The organism is Saccharopolyspora sp. 6M, from assembly GCF_020176775.1.
Taxonomy (GTDB): Bacteria; Actinomycetota; Actinomycetes; order Mycobacteriales; family Pseudonocardiaceae; genus Saccharopolyspora_C; species Saccharopolyspora_C gregorii.
The window spans coordinates 1-19277 of the sequence record NZ_JAIUJZ010000214.1 but is presented as its reverse complement, the minus strand read 5'-3'; the positions used below and the strand labels follow the sequence as shown (position 1 = coordinate 19277).

The 19277-nt window shown below is 72.8% G+C and carries 20 protein-coding genes; 10 read left to right on the top strand and 10 right to left on the bottom strand.

All coding sequences use genetic code 11. From position 1 onward, the window contains the following. The coding region (locus tag LCD31_RS24415; protein ID WP_224961698.1) for a carbohydrate ABC transporter permease at positions 1 to 722 on the top strand (722 nt) is incomplete at its 5' end. Here the strand turns inward: LCD31_RS24415 and LCD31_RS24410 are convergent. Beyond that, positions 700 to 957 carry a zinc finger protein gene (locus LCD31_RS24410; RefSeq protein WP_224961695.1) on the bottom strand — a complete coding sequence of 86 codons (258 nt, stop codon included), beginning with the start codon at positions 955 to 957 and terminating at the stop codon, positions 700 to 702. The two genes, LCD31_RS24415 and LCD31_RS24410, sit on opposite strands and share 23 nt — an antisense overlap. A gap of 177 nt (positions 958 to 1134) precedes the next feature. On the opposite strand from LCD31_RS24410, the gene LCD31_RS24405 reads away from it, so the two are divergent. The 5 genes from LCD31_RS24405 (at position 1135) to LCD31_RS24385 (ending at position 4240) form a co-directional block, all read left to right on the top strand. After that, positions 1135 to 1998, top strand: a complete 864-nt coding sequence (locus LCD31_RS24405; protein WP_224961693.1) for a helix-turn-helix transcriptional regulator — start codon at positions 1135 to 1137, stop codon at positions 1996 to 1998. Positions 1999 to 2003: 5 nt separating this feature from the next. Next, positions 2004 to 2192: a DUF397 domain-containing protein gene (locus tag LCD31_RS24400; protein ID WP_224961691.1), complete on the top strand. Its 189-nt coding sequence runs from the start codon at positions 2004 to 2006 to the stop codon at positions 2190 to 2192. A gap of 84 nt (positions 2193 to 2276) precedes the next feature. Further along, a complete protein-coding gene (locus LCD31_RS24395; protein ID WP_224961689.1) occupies positions 2277 to 2801 on the top strand; it encodes a hypothetical protein in 525 nt (174 codons plus the stop codon). Continuing rightward, positions 2788 to 3414, top strand: a complete 627-nt coding sequence (locus LCD31_RS24390; RefSeq protein WP_224961687.1) for a dienelactone hydrolase family protein — start codon at positions 2788 to 2790, stop codon at positions 3412 to 3414. The genes LCD31_RS24395 and LCD31_RS24390 overlap by 14 nt, the downstream gene beginning before the upstream one ends. Before the next feature lie 40 nt (positions 3415 to 3454). Next, on the top strand, positions 3455 to 4240 hold the full coding sequence (locus LCD31_RS24385; RefSeq protein WP_224961685.1) for a DNA-formamidopyrimidine glycosylase family protein: 786 nt from the start codon (positions 3455 to 3457) through the stop codon (positions 4238 to 4240). Positions 4241 to 4300: 60 nt separating this feature from the next. On the opposite strand, the gene LCD31_RS24380 is transcribed toward LCD31_RS24385, so the two are convergent. From LCD31_RS24380 to LCD31_RS24360, 5 genes are all read right to left on the bottom strand, one after another. Continuing rightward, positions 4301 to 5761, bottom strand: a complete 1461-nt coding sequence (locus LCD31_RS24380) for an FAD-dependent monooxygenase (RefSeq protein ID WP_224961683.1) — start codon at positions 5759 to 5761, stop codon at positions 4301 to 4303. 110 nt (positions 5762 to 5871) lie between these two features. Then, the gene (locus LCD31_RS24375) at positions 5872 to 7005 is read right to left on the bottom strand and encodes a cytochrome P450 (protein ID WP_224961681.1); all 1134 of its coding nucleotides are present in this window, start codon (positions 7003 to 7005) and stop codon (positions 5872 to 5874) included. Further along, positions 7002 to 8222 (bottom strand): MAB_1171c family putative transporter, encoded by a 1221-nt coding sequence (locus tag LCD31_RS24370; RefSeq protein ID WP_224961679.1) that lies wholly within the window; start codon positions 8220 to 8222, stop codon positions 7002 to 7004. The genes LCD31_RS24375 and LCD31_RS24370 overlap by 4 nt, the downstream gene beginning before the upstream one ends. Before the next feature lie 4 nt (positions 8223 to 8226). Continuing rightward, entirely contained in the window at positions 8227 to 8775 is a 549-nt protein-coding gene (locus tag LCD31_RS24365; RefSeq protein ID WP_224961677.1) for a hypothetical protein, read from the bottom strand. Continuing rightward, positions 8772 to 9275, bottom strand: a complete 504-nt coding sequence (locus LCD31_RS24360) for a hypothetical protein (protein WP_224961675.1) — start codon at positions 9273 to 9275, stop codon at positions 8772 to 8774. The genes LCD31_RS24365 and LCD31_RS24360 overlap by 4 nt, the downstream gene beginning before the upstream one ends. Before the next feature lie 371 nt (positions 9276 to 9646). On the opposite strand from LCD31_RS24360, the gene LCD31_RS24355 reads away from it, so the two are divergent. Beyond that, on the top strand, positions 9647 to 10510 hold the full coding sequence (locus LCD31_RS24355; protein WP_308015863.1) for a 3-hydroxybutyryl-CoA dehydrogenase: 864 nt from the start codon (positions 9647 to 9649) through the stop codon (positions 10508 to 10510). Positions 10511 to 10711: 201 nt separating this feature from the next. Here LCD31_RS24355 and LCD31_RS24350 read toward each other — a convergent pair whose 3' ends face one another. Continuing rightward, on the bottom strand, positions 10712 to 11419 hold the full coding sequence (locus tag LCD31_RS24350) for a GntR family transcriptional regulator (protein ID WP_224961671.1): 708 nt from the start codon (positions 11417 to 11419) through the stop codon (positions 10712 to 10714). A 283-nt stretch (positions 11420 to 11702) separates the two neighbouring features. Here LCD31_RS24350 and LCD31_RS24345 point away from each other — a divergent pair, with 283 nt between their 5' ends. Together LCD31_RS24345 and LCD31_RS24340 are read left to right on the top strand one after the other, a co-directional pair. After that, entirely contained in the window at positions 11703 to 12896 is a 1194-nt protein-coding gene (locus LCD31_RS24345) for a CaiB/BaiF CoA-transferase family protein (RefSeq protein WP_224961669.1), read from the top strand. Beyond that, positions 12893 to 14074, top strand: a complete 1182-nt coding sequence (locus LCD31_RS24340) for an acyl-CoA dehydrogenase family protein (RefSeq protein WP_224961667.1) — start codon at positions 12893 to 12895, stop codon at positions 14072 to 14074. Before LCD31_RS24345 ends, LCD31_RS24340 begins: the two co-directional genes overlap by 4 nt. 59 nt (positions 14075 to 14133) lie before the next feature. Here LCD31_RS24340 and LCD31_RS24335 read toward each other — a convergent pair whose 3' ends face one another. Continuing rightward, on the bottom strand, positions 14134 to 14892 hold the full coding sequence (locus LCD31_RS24335; protein ID WP_224961666.1) for an SDR family NAD(P)-dependent oxidoreductase: 759 nt from the start codon (positions 14890 to 14892) through the stop codon (positions 14134 to 14136). A gap of 288 nt (positions 14893 to 15180) precedes the next feature. Next, entirely contained in the window at positions 15181 to 16596 is a 1416-nt protein-coding gene (locus tag LCD31_RS24330) for an amidase (RefSeq protein ID WP_224961664.1), read from the bottom strand. Between the two features lie 249 nt (positions 16597 to 16845). Between LCD31_RS24330 and LCD31_RS24325 the strand changes: the two genes are divergently transcribed. Next, positions 16846 to 18030, top strand: coding sequence for an MFS transporter (locus tag LCD31_RS24325; protein ID WP_224961662.1), 1185 nt, complete (start codon positions 16846 to 16848; stop codon positions 18028 to 18030). Positions 18031 to 18111: 81 nt separating this feature from the next. Here LCD31_RS24325 and LCD31_RS24320 read toward each other — a convergent pair whose 3' ends face one another. Beyond that, positions 18112 to 18921 (bottom strand): SAM-dependent methyltransferase, encoded by an 810-nt coding sequence (locus tag LCD31_RS24320; protein WP_224961660.1) that lies wholly within the window; start codon positions 18919 to 18921, stop codon positions 18112 to 18114. Between the last annotated feature and the right edge of the window lie 356 nt (positions 18922 to 19277).

Here is a 19277-nt window from a genome sequence, read left to right as displayed (position 1 = left end):
GGCGGGACGGGTTCTCGTGGTGGCCGTCCGCGGTGTCGCTGGACGCGTTCCGCACCATGTGGTCCACGGTGGACCTGGCGCGGTACTTCGCGAACAGCGCCGTGGTGGCGTCCGCATCGGCGGCGGTGTCGGTGCTGGTCGCGGTGTTCGCCGCCTACGCGGTGAGCCGGTTCCGCTTCCGCGGCCGGGAGCTGTTCCGCGCGGTGGTGCTGTCCACGCAGGCGATGCCGGGGATCCTGTTCCTGCTGCCGCTGTTCCTGCTCTACGCGTCGATCGGGCGGGTCACCGGAATCCTGTTGCAGGGCAACCTGTTCGGCCTGGTCGTCACCTACTTGACGTTCTCGCTGCCGTTCTCGATCTGGCTGCTGGTGGGGTGCTTCGACGCGGTGCCGGTGGAGCTCGACGAGGCGGCGCTGCTCGACGGCACCGGACCGCTGGGGGCGCTGCTGCGGGTGGTGCTGCCCGCGGCGCGGCCGGGGATCGCGGCGGTGGTGATGTACGCGTTCATGACGGCGTGGGGGGAGGCGTTGTTCGCGTCGATCCTGACGAGCTCGGGTTCGCGGACGCTGGCGGTCGGGCTGCGGGAGTACGCCGCGGAGTCGTCGGTGCACTGGAACGAGGTGATGGCCGCGTCGCTGGTGGTGAGCCTGCCGGTCGTGGCCGGGTTCCTGCTGCTGCAACGCCATCTGGTCCGCGGCGTCACGGCGGGTGCGGTGCGCTGATCCCGCGCTGCGCGGCGTCCCGCAGCGCGCGGGCCACGTCCCAGCAGGCCGCGCAGGTGGGCGCGAGCCACTGCTCGTCGCTCGCCTTCGCGATGGTGAGCGCGACACCGCACAACGCGGTCCGCCGCTGCCCCGGGTGCGGGCGTTCCGCGGAGTCCACCGCGTGCCGCACGCCGTCGACGGGCCGCCAGTACGCGACGGGCCAGCGGGAACCGAACACCACTTGCGATCCCACGTCGTCCTCCTTCGTCGTCATCGGGGGTGCGGCGGCCCCGCCGGGGGTCGGGGAGGCGCGGGGCCGCCGCTGATCCAGAATCTAGCTTAGAAATATTTCTTACGGCATCACTCGAATGGGTTCTGATCGATCTGGTAGACCTGGGGACCACGCAGCCGGAGTCAGCGGAGGAACGAGATGGCGCCCGCATCACCACTGGTCGCAGCCTGGGAACTGGGCGTGCGGCTCAAGGAAGCCCGCGAACAGGTGGACCTCACCGGCACCGAGGCCGCGGAGTCGATCGGCGTCACGCAGAACTACCTGAGCAACATCGAGCACGGGCGCCGCAAGATCGCCGAGGAGAAGCTGACGACCCTCATCGGGACCTACCTGCTCGACGCCGACGAGGCCGGTGAGCTGGTGGAACTGCGCAAGGCCTCGGACGGTCGCGGCTGGTGGTCCCGCTACAGCGGGCTGTTCGCCCCGGAACTCCTCCGCTACTTCGGGTTCGAGCACGGGGCGGAGGAAGTGCGCAGCTACGAGAGCGGTGCGATCTCCGGGCTGTTGCAGACCGAGGACTACGCCCGAGCGATCCACGCCGGTGACCGCGCCAACCTGCGCGGCTCGGAGATCGAGCGACGGGTCGAAGCCCGGATGCGTCGTCAACGGCGGATGAGCGGAGCGGATCCGCTGCGGGCCACGGTGGTCATGACCGAAGGCTCGTTGCGGCAGCAGGTGGGTGGAGTGGACGTCCTCGCGGAGCAGCTGGAACATCTGCTCGATCTGATCGATCGGTTCGCGGACACCTTGGAAGTCCGGATCATCCCGTTCACCGCCGGTAGCTACGGAGCTATGGGCGGATCTACGTTCCACCTGCTCACCTTCCCCAGCGCGAGGCTCGGCCGATTGGCGTGGCAGGAGACGGTGACCTCGCTCGGCTTGATCGACACCGAGGTCCGGGTGCACCAGTACTGCCTCTCGTTCGCCGAAGCACTGGAACGATCCGTGGATCGGACCGAATCCGAAGCGCTGATCGGGACGGTGCTCCAGTCGCTACGATGAGGATCATGCAGCGGTTCGCGGAATCCTCTTGGCGCAAGGCGAGCTATTCGACGAGTTCCCAAGGCTGCGTCGAGGTGGCGATGACGGCCTCGGTGGTCGGCGTGCGGGATACCAAGGACCGCGCCGGCGGCACCCTCGTCGTCCCCCGCGAGCACTGGCGCGCGTTCCTGCGGAGCATCACCACCTCCGCGTGACCCCATCGGGGGATTGAGCGGCGCGCGTGCGGGTAGCCGTGGTGCGGAAGTGCTTTGTCCGCACGAGGAACGGAGACGCGCACGATGTCGGACCCGCTGGACGCCGAGACGCCCTCGGCTGACGAGGTCGGCCCCGATCCCGCAGACCCGCAGGACCCGGCCGAGCTGCAATCCGCGGGCGATCTCGACGAGGACGAACTGGGCGTGGACCCCTTGGAAGAGGGTGTCGAACCGCCCGAGCACTGGTCGCGGGACGTCGTGGACCGGCCCACGCCCCGCGAGCAGCGGGAAGGCGAGACCATCGACGAACGGCTCGCCGAGGAACGCCCCGACCCGGACGACGAGGTGGGCAAACCGCTCGCCGAGACCCGCCTGCACGAGCTCGACGACACCGTCGACGAGCAGGCGGCGGAGGAGGTCGCCGACGGGGTCAGCGGCGAGCAGGTCGCCGAGCAGGCCGAGCGGTCCACCGGCACCGGCGCCGTCGTCGAAGGCGAGGAGGTCGAGGACACCGGCCTGTCCGCGGTGACCAACGAAGGTTCCGCGGCCCCCGCCCGCAACGCCTCCCCGGAGGAGAACGCCGAACGGGTGCAGGATGGCGGAGCCTGAGCAGGTCGCCGTCCCGGCCGCGCACGGCAGCGGTGCGCTCGCCGCGGACCTGGTGCTGCCGCAACCGGATTCACCGCTGGTGGTGTTCGCGCACGGCAGCGGCTCCTCGCGGCACAGCGAGCGCAACCGGTGGGTGGCGGCCCGGTTGCAGGAGGCCGGGCTCGGCACCCTGCTGCTGGACCTGCTCACCGACGACGAGTGCGAACGCGACGCGCACGGCGAGCAGCGGTTCAACATCCCGCTGCTCACCGTGCGCGTCCTCGGCGTGCTCGACTGGTGGCGCGGCCCGCTGAGCCTGTTCGGTGCCAGCACCGGTGCCGCCGCCGCCCTCGGAGCCGCCGCGCGCCGGCCGGACTCGGTGCGCGCGGTGGTGTCCCGCGGCGGGCGGCCCGACCTCACCACCGAACCGCTCGACCAGGTGCGCGCCCCCACCCTGATGCTGGTCGGCGGCAGGCTGCCGGAAGTCCTCGAACTCAACCGGCGCACCGCAGGCCACCTCTCCGCCGAGCACGAACTCCAGGTCGTCCCCGGCGCCACCCATCTCTTCGAAGAACCCGGTGCCCTCGCCGAAGTGGCCCGAGCCACCACCACCTGGTTCACCACCCACCCCTGACCCGAGGTGTGCGGCGGGTGGTGGGGGGTAGTCCGGGGTGGTGCCGGAACTGCCTGATGTGGAGGGGTTCCGCCGGGTCGCGGAGCGGGCGGCGGGGCTGGTCGAGCGGGACGTCGAGCTGCGCGACGCGCAGGTGCTGCGCGGGGTGCGGACCGGCGAGTTCCGGGACGCGCTGCGCGGGCAGCGGCTCGGCACGCCGTGGCGGCTCGGCAAGTGGCTCGCGCTCCCGCTGGGGGACGAGTTCCCGCAGGTGCTGCTGCACTTCGGCATGACCGGGCGACTGCTGCGGTGCGAACCCGGCGACGAGGTGCACCGGCACGACCGCGTGCTGCTGGACCTCGACGACGGGCAGCTGCGGTACCGGGACATGCGCAAGCTCACCGGGCTGCACCTCGCCCGAGACCGCGAGGACCTCGACGCGCTGCTCGGCGACCTCGGCCCCGATGCGCTCGCCGCCACCGCCGCCGACTACCGGCGGCAGCTCACCCGGCGCCGGCGCGGGCTCAAATCCGCGCTGATGGACCAGGAAGTGCTGTGCGGACTGGGAAATCTCACCGTCGACGAGGCGCTGTGGCAGGCGCGGTTGCACCCCGCCCGCGGCACCGGCGACCTCGACCGGGGCGAACTGGACCGGTTCAGCCGCCGCGCGCACGCGGTGCTGCGCGGGTCCGCGAAGGTCGGGCACGTGCCGGACCGGCCGAGCTGGCTCACCGGGCACCGCGACGAACCCGACCCGCACTGCCCGCGCTGCGGCACCGGACTCGCCCGCACCACCACCGCCGGGCGGACCACCTACCACTGCCCGCACTGCCAGCCCCGAGGGTGAACGCGCCGGGGCGAACCCATCGGACCGGGGTACCGGCCCCGCCGCGGCACCCGAACCCCATCAGGCCGGGACGCCGAACCAGCGGCCGAGGGCCGCGCGCAGGGCAGCCCGATCCTCGCCCGCCCACGCGACGTGGCCGTCCGGGCGCAGCAGCAGCGCGGGCACGTCCAGCTCCTCGCTCACGTCCACGACGTGGTCGACCCGATCCGCCCAGCCGGCCGCGGAGAACTCGCCGGTCTGGTCCAGCAGCAGTCCGCGCCCGCCGTGCAGCAGCCGGTACAACCGGCCCCGCCCCAGCTCGACGTCGCGCAACCGCCCGCCCACCGACGGGTGCCCGCCCGCGGCTGCGCGTTCTCCTCGCCCCGCGGCGGAATCGCCGAAGTCGTAGCGGATGCCGATCGCCGTGACCTTCTCGATCAGGTACCGGTTCACCTCCTCGAACTCGATCAGGTCCGCGAGGACCTTCCGGACGGCTCGCGGGCCCGGCTCCGGCAGCAGCAGCTCCGTCTGCGCGCGGGACAGCTCCAGCACCTCGGCGGCCACTGGGCGCCGCTCCGCCTCGTAGCTGTCCAGCAAGCCCTCCGGAGCTCGGCCGCCCACCGCGGCCGCCAGCTTCCAACCCAGGTTGAACGCGTCCTGCAGGCCGGTGTTCATGCCCATCCCGCCCGTCGGCGGATGCACGTGCGCCGCATCGCCCGCCAGCAGCACCCGGCCGTCGCGGTACCGCTCGGCGAACCGCGTGCCGTCGCCGAAGCGGGACAGCGACCGCGGCGAGTGCGCCCCGAAATCGGTGCCCGCGACCGCGCGCAACCGCTCCCGCAGCTCGGCCATCGTCGGCGGCACCGACCGGTCCGCCGCCACGCCCCCGGACGGCACGATCACCCGGTGCAGGCCCGCGCCGCGCGGGATGGCGCCGAACCGGAACTCGGTCCGGCGCACCCGCGCGATCGTCGCCGCCAGCTCCTCCGGCGCGGCCGTCAGCTCGCACTCGGCCACCAGCGTCTCCACCCGGGACGGCTCCCCGGGGAAGCCGATGCCGAGCAGCTTGCGCACGGTGCTGCGGCCGCCGTCGCAACCCACCAGGTAGCGCGCGCGGAGCTCCGCGCCGTCCGCGAGCTCGGCGGTGACGCCCGCCGCGTCCTGCCCCAGGCCCACCAGCTCGCGGCCGCGCCGGAAGTCCACGCCCACCTGCTCGGCGTGCTCGGCGAGCAGGCGCTCCGTCACGTCCTGCGGGATCGCCAGCACGTACGGGTGCGCGGTGTCCAGGCCCGCCGGCCACCGGGGGCCGACGCCCGCGAAGAAACCGCCCGCCGTGACCCGCTCGCCGTGCGCGAGGAACGGCTCCAGCATCCCGCGCTGGTCCAGCACCTCCGCGCTGCGCGCGTGCAGGCCCAGGGCCCGAGCCTCCCCCGCCGGCTCCGCGTGCCGCTCCAGCAGCACCGCGCGCAGCCCGCCCAGCCGCAGCTCCGCCGCCAGCAACAAGCCCGCCGGACCCCCGCCGACCACGATGACGTCGATCATCGAAACCCCCGTCTTCCCAGTTGAGGGGCACAGTGTGCGGGGGTGCCGGGGTCTTGCCACAAGCCCCGGGGTGCGCTATGCGTTGAAGCAGGCGGGGAGGGCGACCCGCGTCAGCGGCGCACTCGCGCCACCAGTTCCGCCGGGCCCCGGTGCCGGAAGTTCCCGCGCCACGCCGCGGATTCCGCGGGAGCCGCCAGCGACAACTCCGGCCGCCGCGCCCGCAGCGCTCGCACCGCGCTCGCCGCGATCACCCTCGTCAACGCCGACGCCGGGCACGAGTGGATGCCGTGGCCCAGGCTCAGGTGCGGGTTCGGCGAGCGCTCCGGGCGGAACACCGCCGCGTCCGCGAACACCCGCTCGTCCCGGTTCGCCGACGCCAGCGACAGCAGCAGCGTGTCCCCGGCGCGCACCGGCACCCCGCCGATCTCCAGATCCGACAGCGGGTAGCGCGGCGCCGCCAGCAGCTGCGGCGGGTGGAACCGCAGCACCTCCTCCACGCCGGGATCGAGCAGCGTAAGTTCCGCGCCCAGCAGCCGCAGCACCGCCGAGGACACCGCGTGCACCATGATCTCGTACCAGACGAACAGCAGGTAGAACACCATGCTGGTGAGCTCGTCGTCGTCCAGGCGGCCACCGGCGCGGGCCGCCAGCAGCCCCGCCAGCAACGACTCCGCCGGGGGAGTCGACCCCAGCGCGCCGCCGATGATCCGGCGCATGTCCCGCATCGTGTCCCGCGCCCGCGGTTCCGCGCCGGGGGAGTGGCGCAGCAGCGAATCCGCCCAGCCGGTGAACTCCGCGCGCGCCTGCTCCGGCAGCGGCAGCAGCTCCGCGATCACCCGCACCGGCAGCGGGACCGCGAACTCCGCGACCAGGTCCACCTCGTCCGGCAGCGCCGCCGCCAGCCGCTCGGCGACTTCCCGCAACTGCGGCGCCAGCTCCCGCACCCGCTGCGCGGTGAAGCTCGGCGCGATCTGCCGCCGCAACCGGGTGTGCCGCGGCGGATCGCTGTTGAGCAGGTGCGCGTCCAGCTGCGGCGGCAGGTCGAACCCCGCGTAGTCCCCGCCGTGCGAGCGCGACCGGTCCAGCGCCAGCCGCTGATCGCCCAGCGCCGCCCGCACCTCCGCGTACCGGGTCACCAGCCACGCGCCCGGACCGTCCGGAGTGGACACCCGGTGCACCGGGCCGGCCGCGCGCAGCGCCGCCAGCGCCGCGAACGGATCGGGCGCGGTGAACGGATCGGTCACGGCGCCGGGCTCCGGTCCCCGTCCAGCTCCGCCAGCACCTCCCGCACCACCGGGTGCGGTTCCTGGAACGCCTTGCCGATCAGGCACGACCAGTGCGACTCCTCCGCCAAGTCGCGGTGCGGGTCCTGCTCCGGGAACCGCCACACCGCCGCCGCCGAACCGTCCATCCCGGACTCCTCGCGGATCATGTCGCTGCCCGAACCGGGGCGCCGCCCGGCCGCGTGCGCGCGCAACCCGGCCGCGATCCGGGCCGCCTCGACCGTCGCCGCCCGCTGCTCCCCGGTGAGGCCCGCGCGGTCCGCGTGCCGCTCGGCCACCGGCACCACCGCCGGGTCCAGGTAGGGCCGCAGCTCGCGCAGCAGGTCGTCGGTGGCGATCAGCCAGCGGTACTCCGCCGACTCCAGCCGCGTGTTGCGCACCAGCTCCGGATCCAGCGGCCGCAACGCCTTCAGCAGCGGACGCAGGTAGCGGCGCGCCCGCCACCGCCGCAGCAACCGCGGCACCGACGGCAGCACGTAGCCCACCGCCATCACGCTCGCCCCGACCGTCGCGCTCAGCGGCGCCGCCACCGTGCTCACCGCGTCCAGGTCCGCACTGAGCCAGGTGCCCGCCACCGCGACCACCTTCAGCACCGAGTAGCCCAGGCCGAACACCACGCCCACCGGCACCAGCGACACGCCCCACCGCAGCCACCGCTCCCGCGCGTGCGGCCGGATCCGCAGGCAGATCAGCGCGCTGCGCACCAGCCCCAGCGAGTACGCGCCCAGGTACACCGCCAGGAACAGCACCACGGCGGGCACGCCCGAGTAGTGCGCGTCGAAGTCCAGCACGTGCGGCTCGTCGTGCACCGGCGCCAGCGCGAACGCCCCCGCCATCACCAGCAGCGCCGCCACCGTGCCCAGCACCAGCACCCGGCCCGCGGGCTGCGCCTCCTCCCGCGGCCGCGCCAGGTTCACCGAGCACACCTGCAACGAGGCGGTGCACAGCACGATCGAGGAGTACACCGCCAGCGTCGACAGGTTCGGCACCCCCGACGCCGCGCCGACCGCCAGGTACACCCCGGGGATCGCGAAGTTGAACCCGCACGCCACGAACAGCAGCGCCAGCGTGATCGCACCCAGCCGCGGATCCCGCGGATCGCGCAGGAAATCGCGCAGCTTCCACGCGAACGCGCTCAGCTGCAGCAGCAGCGCCAGCGGGTAGAGGACGGCGAACACCCGATCACCCGAGGGTCGACTGGAAGCGGCGCAGGATCTCCCGCGCCTCGTCGGGAACCTGCTGCGCCTGCGGCGATTCCCACGAGCTGATCCGGCGCATCGCCACCGACGCCATCATCTCCGCCGCGGCCTCCTCCTGCGCCGAGCAGCCGGTGCGGGTCAGCACCCGGTCCAGCACCTCCGGCGGCAGCTCGCCGAACAGGGAGCGCAGCGCCGGCGCCGGATCCGACAGCGGGCGGCCCACGTGGCCCCACAGCAGGTGCATCAGCTCATGCAACCAGATGTGCCAGCGGTGCCAGCGGGTGGTGCGCGCGTCCGCGATGATGATCACGCAGCCCTCCGGCAGCAGCGCCAGCCCGCTCGGTGCGCGCGGCGGCAGCTCCACGGCCGCGAAGTAGATGTCCCGGCCCAGGTGCTCCCGCGCCCGTTCCAGCAGCTGCTGGGCGGTGAACCGGCGCGGCAGGCCGAGCGCGTCCAGCCGCTTCCCGCTGCGTCGCCGCAGCAACCAGCGCGAACTCCGGTCCGGGCCCCCGTCCCACACCAGCAGCCTCACCGCTGCTCCGGCTGCTGGTCCGCGGCGCGCAGCGCCTTGAAACCGTGCAGCACCCCGAGGATCGCGTCCGCCACGTGCTGCCGGTCCTGCTCCGGGAACTGGTCGGTGAGCTGGCGCAGCGCGACCTCCTCGACGCCGTGGCTGCGCAGCTGCCCGGCCAGCCGCCACTGCGCCAGCAGCTCCGGTGCGATCGCCGGGTCGAAGAAGTCCAGGCCCACGCCGAAGAACTCGGCGAACGCGACCACCTCGGTGAGCCGCGGGACCGCGCGGCCGGTGCGCAGGTGCCACATGTGCGTGCCGGACATCCGCACGCCGCGCGCGGTCAGCAACCCCGCCATCCGCTCGCTGCCGTAGGGCTTCCCGGTCTCCGGGTCGGGCTGCGCCGCCAGCAGTTCGGTCAGCCGCTCGGCGAACACGTGCACGCTGATGGAGCTCCCCGAGACCTGGTCCTCGGGGACGTCGGTGGCGCCGGTGCCGGCGGAGTCGGATGGGTGGGGCACGTCTCGACTGTAAGGGGTCGCGATCTCCGCGACACCGCCGATGTCATGACGATCTCGTCCACACCGGTGGTCGATGGGAGTGGATCTGTCCACCGCTGTTGATATACGATGACGGAACCCTGGGGGGTCAGGGTGCGAGTCGGGGAGTGGAGGAGTCGGGTCGGGAACTGCGGCCCGACTTCTTCGAGCCGGTCCCGCACCGGCGAGCCACGCGCCTCCCGGCGGGACCGGCGTCGAGCAAGACCGCTCCGCCGATCGCTCCCGCCGTGTCCTACAGCACCTTGTACCCGTAGGTAACCGCCCGCTTTGGCATCATCGCCGCGTCGGTCGAGCGCGACCCGACGACGAAGTCGGACGGAAGGATCGGTGTGGTGACGGGAATCGAACGCGTAGGCGTGATGGGCTCCGGGCTCATGGGGGCGGGCATCGCCGAGGTCAGCGCCCGCAGCGGGCTGGACGTCGTCGTCTCGGAGGTCGGCGAGCAGGCCGCCGAAGCGGGCCGGGCCCGCATCACCAAGTCCCTGGACCGCGCCGTCGGCCGCGGGAAGCTCGCCGAAGCCGACCGGGACGCCGCACTCGGGCGCCTCCGGTTCACCACCGCGCTGGGCGAGCTCGCCGACCGCCAGCTGGTCATCGAGGCCATCGCGGAGAACGAGCAGCTCAAGACCGGGGTGTTCGCCGAACTCGACCGGGTGCTCACCGACCCGGACGCGATCCTCGCCTCCAACACCTCCTCCATCCCGATCGCCAAGCTCGCCGCCGCCACCTCGCGGCCCGCGCAGGTCATCGGGGTGCACTTCTTCAACCCGGTGCCGGTGCTCAAGCTCGTCGAGCTGGTGCCCTCCCTGGTGACCTCCGAGGAGACCGTGCGGCGCGCCGCCGAGTTCGCCACCGACGGGCTCGGCAAGCAGACCATCCGCGCCCAGGACCGCTCCGGGTTCGTGGTGAACGCACTGCTGGTGCCGTACTTGCTCTCCGCGGTCCGGATGTTCGAGAGCGGCGTGGCCGCGGCCGAGGACATCGACAACGGCATGGTGCTGGGCTGCGCCCACCCGATGGGGCCGCTGGCGCTGGCCGACCTGGTCGGCCTCGACACGCTCAAGGCCATCGCCGACTCGATGTACGACGAGTACAAGGAGCAGCTGTACGCCGCGCCGCCGCTGCTGCAGCGGATGGTGGACGCGGGCCACTACGGCAAGAAGTCCGGCCGCGGATTTTACGAGTACTCCTCCTGAGCGGTCGCCGCCGCCGAGGGGTGGGGTGGCGGAGCCTCAGCGGGATTCTCGCTGCGGGATCGTTCTCACCGGTGGCCGCCGCCACAGGAGAAAACGCCGTCCTCGCGAGAATCCCGCTGAGAACCCGCGGCGGTGCCGGTTGCGTGCGTGGTCGCCGTTCAGCGCTTCGCGCTGGCAAGAGGAACCAGCGGCTCTCGCCGGTCAGTTGATGGTGTTGCGGAGTGCTGCGACGGCGTGGTCGCGGTGGGCGTCGAGCAGGGCCACCAGGCGTTCGGCGTCGCCCGCGGTGGCCGCGCGCACGATCGCCTCGTGCTCGGCGCGGACCCGCTCCCGGTTCGCGCCCTCGTTGTAGTAGACCGCCCGGTAGGCGTCCGTCGCGTCCCACAGCGTGCGCACGATCCGCAGCAGTCGCGGCAGCCCGCACGGTTCCAGCAGCGCGAAGTGGAACCGCCGGTTCGCCGTGATCATGCCGACCAGGTCGCCCGCCTCGGCCGCGCGTTCCACGTCCCGCGCCGCCTCCTCGATCCGCTGCAGGTCCGCCTCCGCGAAGCGGCCGGCCGCGACCCCCGCCGCCTCCGATTCCAGCAGCGCGCGCAGCCGGTACACCTCCAGCAGGTCGTCCAGCGACAGCTCGGCGACCGCGTAGCCCCGGTGCGGCCGGTAGACCACCTGGCCTTCGGCCTCCAACGTCTTCAACGCCTCCCGCAGCGGGACGCGGCTGACGCCCAGCTCGTGGGCGATCGAGTCCTGCCGGATCGGTCTGCCCGGGGCCAGCGAGCCGGTGGTGATGGCCCGGCGCAGCGCGTCCAGCACGAACGCCTGCGTGGTCGGTGGCCGGTCGTTCCCGCCCAGGTCGTGCCAGCGCAGGTCGGGCGGCGTCGGCGGTCGCGGGTTCGGGTCTGCTGGCATCGGCTCCCGCCGGTCGCTCGTGCGCGGATGGTCCCCTGGCGCCGGGCACGCGATCACTCGTTCGAGAGGCGCGAACCGTGTTGACCCGGCATCCGATCACTGTATATTGGATCCAATCCGGGAAGAGCGCAAGGCGGCTCGCCGCGCGTCCCAGGTGCCGGACTCCGGTGTTCCGCGCGGACCGCGGGACGGGTCCGGCCGGGGCCGTCGTGCGGGGATTTCCGGATCGCTGCGCGGTTTTCCCCGGCCCGAACGGGCCTGGAACCGGAAGGGTGGGTCGGTGATGGGGCGGGCACTGCCGCTGGACGGCATCGTGGTGGCGGACTTCAGCCGGGTGCTGGCCGGTCCGTACGCGACCATGTCGCTGGCCGACCTCGGCGCCACCGTGATCAAGGTGGAGCGGCCGGGCAGCGGCGACGACACCCGCGGCTGGGGTCCACCGTGGACCGACCGCGGCTCCGCCTACTTCGAGTCGGTCAACCGCAGCAAGCGCAGCGTGGTGCTCGACTTCGACGACGAGCAGGACCGGGACGCGGCCCGGGCGCTCGTGCGGCGCGCCGACGTGCTGGTGGAGAACTTCCGGCCCGGCGTGCTGGCGCGCTGCGGGCTCGACCCCGACGGCGCGCGCGAGCTCAACCCCGCGCTGATCTACGCTTCCGTCTCCGGCTTCGGCAGCGGGCCCGGCGCCGACCTGCCCGGCTACGACTTCGTGGTGCAGGCCGTCGGCGGGCTGATGAGCATCACCGGCGCACCGGACGGGCCGCCGACCAAGGTCGGGGTCGCCGTCGTCGACGTGCTCACCGGCAAGGACCTCGCGCTCGGCATCCTCGCCGCGCTGCGGCAGCGGGACGCCACCGGGCTGGGGCAGCACGTCGAGGTCAACCTGCTCTCCAGCCTGCTCGCCGCCCTGGTCAACCAGATGAGCGGCCTGCTCACCACCGGCATCGCGCCCGAGCGGATGGGCAACCGGCACCCCAGCATCGCCCCCTACGAGACGCTGCGCTGCGAGGACGGGCTGCTCGCCGTGGCCGTCGGCAACGACGCGCAGTTCCGCCGGTTCACCGAGGCGCTCGGCCTGATCGGGATGGCCGACGACCCGAGGTTCGCCGCGAACGCCGAACGCGTCGCGAACCGGGCGGAACTGGTGCGGCGCCTGGAGAACGTGCTCGGCGCCCGGCGGGCCGGCGACTGGCAGGACCGGCTGCACCGGGCCGGCATCGCCTGCGGCCAGGTCAACGACCTCTCGCACGCGGTGCACTACGCCGAATCGCTCGGTCTGCGGCCGGTGGTCGACCCCGGCGACGGGGGCGTGGCCCAGGCCCGGATGCCGATCGAGTTCTCCGACCTCGACGTCGCCGACCCGCTCGCCCCGCCGCAGCTCGGCGAACACACCGACGAGGTGCGCGGCTGGCTCGCCGCGGACCCGAGCCCGTTGCCACCGCTGTCCGACGACCCAGCCCGAGGAGGCCACCGATGAGCGCCAAACCCGACTTCGATCCCCGCGATCCGCTGGGCATCGACGCCGAGCTGACCACCGAGCAGCTCGCGCTGCGCGACAGCGTGCGGGCCTTGTGCCGGGACCTGGTGCGGCCGCACGTCGCGGACTGGTTCGAACGCGGCGAGTTCCCGCAGGCGCGCGAACTCGCCCGCGAGCTGGGCAAGCTCGGCGTGCTCGGCATGCACCTGGAGGGCTACGGGTGCGCGGGCGCCTCCGCCGTCGACTACGGCGTGGCGTGCGAGGAGCTGGAGGCCGCCGACTCCGGGCTGCGCTCGCTGGTGTCGGTGCAGGGCTCGCTCGCGATGTACGGCATCTGGCGCTGGGGCTCCGAGGAGCACAAGCAGCAGTGGCTGCCGAAGATGGCCGCGGGCGAGGCCATCGGCTGCTTCGGGCTCACCGAACCCGACCACGGCTCGGACCCGGCGTCGATGACCACCCGAGCCCGGCGGGACGGTTCGGACTGGGTCCTCGACGGCCGCAAGATGTGGATCACCAACGGCAGCATCGCCGACGTCGCCGTGGTGTGGGCGCAGACCGAGGAGGGCGTGCGCGGCTTCGTCGTCCCCACCGATACCCCGGGATTCGCCGCACCGGAGCTGAAGAAGAAGCTGTCGCTGCGCGCCTCGGTGACCAGCGAGCTGGTGCTCGACGAGGTGCGCCTGCCGGATTCCGCGGCACTGCCCGGAGCCGTGGGCCTGCGCGGGCCGTTGAGCTGCCTGAACGAAGCCCGCTACGGCATCGTCTGGGGCGCCACCGGCGCGGCTCGCGACTGCCTGGAGACCGCGCTGGACTACGCGCGCGGCCGGGAGCAGTTCGGCAAGCCCATCGCCGGGTTCCAGCTCACCCAGCAGAAGCTCGCCGACATGGCGGTGCGGGTGCAGAACGCGCGGCTGCTCGCGCTGCACCTCGGCAAGCGCAAGGACGCCGGAACCCTGCTGCCGCAGCAGGTCAGCTTCGGCAAGCTCGACAACGTGCGCGGCGCGCTGGAGGTCGCCCGTTCCGCGCGCACCGTGCTCGGCGCCAACGGGATCTCCCTGGAGTACCCGGTGATCCGGCACATGACGAACCTGGAATCGGTGCTCACCTACGAGGGAACCGGCGAGATGCACGCCCTGACCATCGGCCAAGCGCTCACCGGGAGCAACGCGTTCCGGTAGTGGCGTCCCGGCCGGTCGTGACGGGTGATCAGGACCGGCCGGGGATCAGCCAGGCCGGCTCACCAGATGGTGAAGCCGCCGTCGGCGACGACGTTGCTGCCGGTGACGAAGCTGCTGGCCTCGGACGCGAGGAACACCGCGACCGGGCCCAGCTCCTCCGGACGACCGGCGCGGCCCATCGGGGTCTGCTCCATCCAGCCGTTGAACCACTCCGGCTGGGTGTTCTGCACGCCCAGCAGCAGGTCGGTCCCGGTGTAGCCCGGCGAGATCGAGTTGACCCGGACGCCGCGGCGAGCCCACTCACCGGCGAGCGACTTGGTCAGCATGATGACGCCGGCCTTGGACGCGTTGTACGAGACCTGCGGCTGCGGGTGGTTCGAGATCATGCCCGACATCGAGGCGATGTTGATGATCGAGCCGGCCCCCTGGGCGAGCATCTGCTTGCCGACCTCGCGGGAGCAGTAGAACACCCCGTCCAGGTTCAACCCGACGACGCGGCGCCAGGACTCGTCGCTCATCTCCTCGGCGGGCTCGTTGCGCACCATGCCCGCGTTGTGCACGGACACGTCGATGCGACCGTGGTCGGCCACGATCCGGGCCACCCCGTCGGCCACCGCGGCCGAGTCCGTCACGTCGAGCGGGAGGAAATCGCCCTCGACCTGCTCGGCGGCCGCCTTGCCGGTCTCCGGGTTGATCTCGCCGATCACCACGTGGGCTCCCGCCGACCGCAGCGCCTTCGCGATCTCCAGACCGATTCCCTGCCCGGCACCGGTCACCAGCGCCACTTTGTCCTGGAGGGAGAAAACCTCGGTACCCAACTTGTCACCTTCCCGAAAAACCGACCTGACGGGTGCAGCCTTGCACACGTTCGCGCCCGGTCGGCGAACCCCGCCGCAGATATCAAACAAGCGCCGAGTTCGTGAGAAATTGCGACGTGCGCGCCGCCGGGAGGACCGCGGAACGGACGTTCGCACTGATCATCGGCCCGGCGCCATCCCGGACCCGAGAATTCCCCCGCACCACCCGGAAATCGCGGAAGACCGGAGCAGTGCGAGCGGAACACCGGAGCAGCGGTGCCGCGCGGCAGAAGTGGAGGGGGCAGCCCGTCAGGTCAACGGCGGCGGGAGCACGGTGTGCGTCCAGTCGCTCGCCTGCTCGTAGGCGTGACCGAGTTGCAGCAGCGGCCACTCGCCGTGCCCGGGGCCGATCAGCTGCACCCCGGTCGGGAATCCCGCGTCGTTGAACCCGGCGGGCAGGTTCAGCACCGGATGCCCGGACAAGGTCCACGGCGCCGACACCTCCATCCACCGGTGGTAGGTGTCCATCGCGGTGCCGTCGATCTCCGCGGGCCAGCGCAGATCCGCGTCGAACGGGAACACCTGGGTGCTGGGCGCGAGCAGGAAGTCGAAGCGGTCGAACAGGTCCGACACGGACTCGCGCCACGCGTCCCGGCCGGCGCGCGCCGCAGCGATGTCGCGCACCCCCAGCTCCAGGTAACCGTCCACCTCGTACTGCGCCTCCGGTTTCATCCGGGCGCGGGCGGTGGGGGAGCGGTGCACCTCGTGCAGCGACTCGCCGAGCATCCACCGCCGCCACAGCAGGAACGTCTCCCACGCCTGCTCGACGGGCAGCCGTGGCGCCGGTTCCACCACGCAGCCCAGCCGCTCGAACAGCCGTGCCGCGTCCGCGCACAGCTCCAGCACGCCCGGCTCCGTCGGCAGGTAGCCGTCGAAGTCGCCCACCCAGCCGATGCGCAGGCCCGCGACGTCGCGGCGCGGGGATCCGGTGAACAGCGCCGGGTCCTGCGGCAGGCTCAACGGCGCCCGCTCGTCCGGACCGGCCATCGTGGACAGCAGCATCGCCAGGTCCCGGATGGTGCGCGCCATCGGCCCCACCACGGACGGTTCGCCGAGGAACCCGGGCGTGGGCACCCGGCCGAACCCGGGCCGCAGCGACAGCACGTTGCAGAACGCGGCGGGCGTCCGCAGCGAACCCATGAAGTCGCTGCCGTCGGCGACCGGCAGCATCCGCATCGCCAGCGCCGCCGCGGCGCCGCCGCTGCTGCCCCCGGCGGTGCGGGACAGGTCGTACGGGTTGGTGGTGGTGCCGAACAGCGAGTTGAAGGTGTGCGAGCCGAGCCCGAACTCGGGGACGTTCGTCTTGCCCACGACGATCGCGCCGGCCTCCTTCATCCGGCGCACGAACAGCGCGTCCGCCGTGGCGGGTTCCTGCCGCTGGAAGCCCTGCGTGGTGGGGAAGCCGGCCGCGTCGCTGAGGTCCTTCACCGCGATCGGGAACCCGTGCATCCACCCGGCGCACTCGCCGCGGTCCAGCTCGGCGTCCCGGGCGCGGGCCTGCGCGAGCACGTCCTCCTCGTCGGCGCGGGAGACGATGGCGTTGACCAGCGGGTTGAACCGGTCGATCTGGGTGAGGAACGCTTCGGCGACCTGCACGCAGCTCAGCTCGCGCTGCCGGATCGACCAGGACAGCTCGACCGCGTCGAGCCGCACGGGCTCGGGCACGTTCGCCGACGGGATTCCGCTCAACTCGGCGCCCACCCGGCCCGCCTCCAGTCCGCGTCCACACGTGGCCGTCGATGGCCACCTGATCGACCGTGGCGGGTGGCGGGCGCGACGTCAAGACGGCGGACGAGCGCATTCGCGTGGCGCGCCGGAGGGATGCGTCACGTTAGCGTTGCTAAACGGTTCCGCGGTTCACACGCTGGTGGCGGGCTTGCCCGCCGGTGGCGGCCGACGAACGGAGGAGGACCGATGGCGGCAGCGGTGGTCGGTGGCGGTCCCCCGCAGGTACGCCAGGTCGGGCCCGTCCGGGTGCTCAGCTCGGTCGCGGCGGTCGTCACCGTCGGTGTGTTCCCGGTGTTCCTCGTCGGCGGGCTCGGCGTCCAGCTGCAGCGGGAACTCGGGTTCGGCGCCGCGCTGCTGGGCGGTTCGGCCGCCGCGTTCTTCGCCGTCGCGGCCCTCGCCTCCCGCTTCATGGGCTGGGTGGTGGAGCGCATCGGCTCCCGGCTGGGCATGCGCCTGGGCGCCGCGGGCAGCGCGGTGTGCCTGCTGGGCATCGCGACGGTGCGCGACGCGGGCTGGCTCCTGGTGCTGCTGTGCCTGTCCGGGCTGCCGAATTCGCTGGCGCAGCCCGCGGCGAACCTGCTGATCACCCAGGGCGTGCCCGCGCACCGGCGCGGCACGGGGTTCGGCGTGAAGCAGTCCTCGATCCCGCTCGCCACGCTGCTCGCCGGGGCGGCGGTGCCCGCGATCGCGCTGACCATCGGCTGGCGCTGGGTGTTCGTGTTCGCCGGGATCGCCGGGCTGCTGGCCGCGGCGTTCGTGCCCTCGCTGCCGCAGGCGAAGCGCTCCACCCGTCCCGCGGCGGCCGGATCGGGCGGGGAATCCCGGTTCGTGGCGCTGCTGCTGATCGCCATCGCCGGCGGGCTCGGTTCGGCCGCCGCCAACGCGCAGGGCGCGTTCGTGACCACCACCGCCGTGGACGTCGGGTTCAGCCCGTCGGCCGCGGGACTGGTGCTGTCGCTGGCGTCGGCGGCCGGGCTGACGATCCGGCTGCTGGCCGGGGTGGTCGCCGACCGCTGGGAGGTGAACCTGCTGCGGGTGATCACGATCATGCTGGTCGTCGGCTCGCTCGGGTACGCGCTGATGGCGGCGGGGTCGACGACGTTGTTCCTGATCGGCGTGTCCATCGGGTTCGGCGCGGGCTGGGCGTGGCCGGGGCTGCTGAACTTCTCCGTCGCCAAGATCGCTCCGGATCGGGTGGCGAGCGCGACGTCGTTCACCCTCGCCGGCATCTACTTCGGCGGCATCGCGGGACCGCTGCTGTTCGGGTTCCTCGGCGAGCACGCCGGTCTCGCCACGGCGTGGCTCGCCGCGGGGGCGGCCGCGATCACCGCCGGAATCCTGCTCCTCTTCGTCCGCCCCGCATCCAGGTGAACGGCCCACCCACCCGATGGACGTGGGCCGAGGGCCCACTCACCCGGAGGCGTCGCCTTGGGGCCGGGGGTGCTTGTTCGATCAGGGTTTGCGGGCGAGGCCGCCGTGGAGGATGCGGTAGCGGGGGTGGCGGTGCGGCGGCTGGTCCGGTTCCGGCCGCCAGTCGCCGATGTAGCAGGTGCCGGGCGGCTGCCGTGCGAACGCGCCGAAGCACTCGGTGATCCACTCGGCGGGGCGCGCCACCACCGGGTCCGCGGTCTCCTCGTAGAACGCCGCCAGCAGGTTCATCGGCTCGGGCTCCTCGCTGGCGCACAGGTGGGAGAGCACGAGCGCGCTGCCGGGCACCACCGCGTCCTGGTAGGCGCGCACCAGCCGCATCGGATCGTCGTCGTCTTCCACGAAGTGCAGCACCGCCGACATCACCAGCGCGACCGGCTCGGAGAAGTCGATCAGGTTCGCGACGTCGCGGGAGCCGAGGACCGCGTCGGGTTCGCGGATGTCGGCGTGGATGATCGCGGCGCGCGGTTCGGCGTCGAGCAGCGGCCTGCTGTGCGCGACGGTGAGCGGCTCGTTGTCCACGTACAGCACGCTGAACCGGCGGGTGCGGCGGGCGGCGACCTCGTGCACGTGCCCGATGGTCGGTATCCCGGAGCCGAGTTCGAGGAACTGCCGCACGCCGCGCGCCAGCAGGTGCTCCACGGTGCGCCGCAGGAACGCCCGGTTGTCCCGGAACACCCCGGCGACGCCGGGCATCGCACTCTGCAGCCGCTCGGCGAATTCGCGTTCCACGCCGAAGTTGTGGCCACCGCCGAGGAACGCGTCGTAGATCCTCGCCGCGCAAGGCCGGTCGATGTCCATCTCCCTGGACAACAGGCGTTGCGCGTCGACCATGATGTGCTCCTCGTTCCTCCGTCGGCGACACCGTACAGTAGTCGTTGTTTCACACACCGTGTCGAAGCGGGGCGGGTCCGCGCGGGGCCCTCACAGACGGAACCGCAGTCGAGCACCCGGTGGCTACGGCCGATCGGGGGGTATGGTCGTGATCGTCCGGGGATGCCGGTATGCGCATGTCCGGCCCTGTTCTTGAGAGCGCCCGCGGCCGCGCGACTGCGGCTGTTCGGGCGGCGGAAAACCCACTCCTGGAGGTGTACGTGTCCGAGGTTCGCGCCGTCGTGGCGACCGGCAAGGGAGCGCCGGTCGAGGTCGTCGACATCATCGTCCCCGATCCGGGTCCGGGTGAGGCGGTG

What these genes read in the sequence shown, in the direction of transcription:
- LCD31_RS24325 (WP_224961662.1), top strand. Translation starts at nt 16,846, where the DNA reads ATGGCGGCAGCGGTGGTCGGTGGCGGTCCCCCGCAGGTACGCCAGGTC.
- LCD31_RS24390 (WP_224961687.1), top strand. Translation starts at nt 2,788, where the DNA reads ATGGCGGAGCCTGAGCAGGTCGCCGTCCCGGCCGCGCACGGCAGCGGT.
- LCD31_RS24340 (WP_224961667.1), top strand. Translation starts at nt 12,893, where the DNA reads ATGAGCGCCAAACCCGACTTCGATCCCCGCGATCCGCTGGGCATCGAC.
- LCD31_RS24350 (WP_224961671.1), bottom strand. Translation starts at nt 11,419, where the DNA reads ATGCCAGCAGACCCGAACCCGCGACCGCCGACGCCGCCCGACCTGCGC.
- LCD31_RS24400 (WP_224961691.1), top strand. Translation starts at nt 2,004, where the DNA reads ATGCAGCGGTTCGCGGAATCCTCTTGGCGCAAGGCGAGCTATTCGACG.
- LCD31_RS24380 (WP_224961683.1), bottom strand. Translation starts at nt 5,761, where the DNA reads ATGATCGACGTCATCGTGGTCGGCGGGGGTCCGGCGGGCTTGTTGCTG.
- LCD31_RS24320 (WP_224961660.1), bottom strand. Translation starts at nt 18,921, where the DNA reads ATGGTCGACGCGCAACGCCTGTTGTCCAGGGAGATGGACATCGACCGG.
- LCD31_RS24405 (WP_224961693.1), top strand. Translation starts at nt 1,135, where the DNA reads ATGGCGCCCGCATCACCACTGGTCGCAGCCTGGGAACTGGGCGTGCGG.
- LCD31_RS24395 (WP_224961689.1), top strand. Translation starts at nt 2,277, where the DNA reads ATGTCGGACCCGCTGGACGCCGAGACGCCCTCGGCTGACGAGGTCGGC.
- LCD31_RS24345 (WP_224961669.1), top strand. Translation starts at nt 11,703, where the DNA reads ATGGGGCGGGCACTGCCGCTGGACGGCATCGTGGTGGCGGACTTCAGC.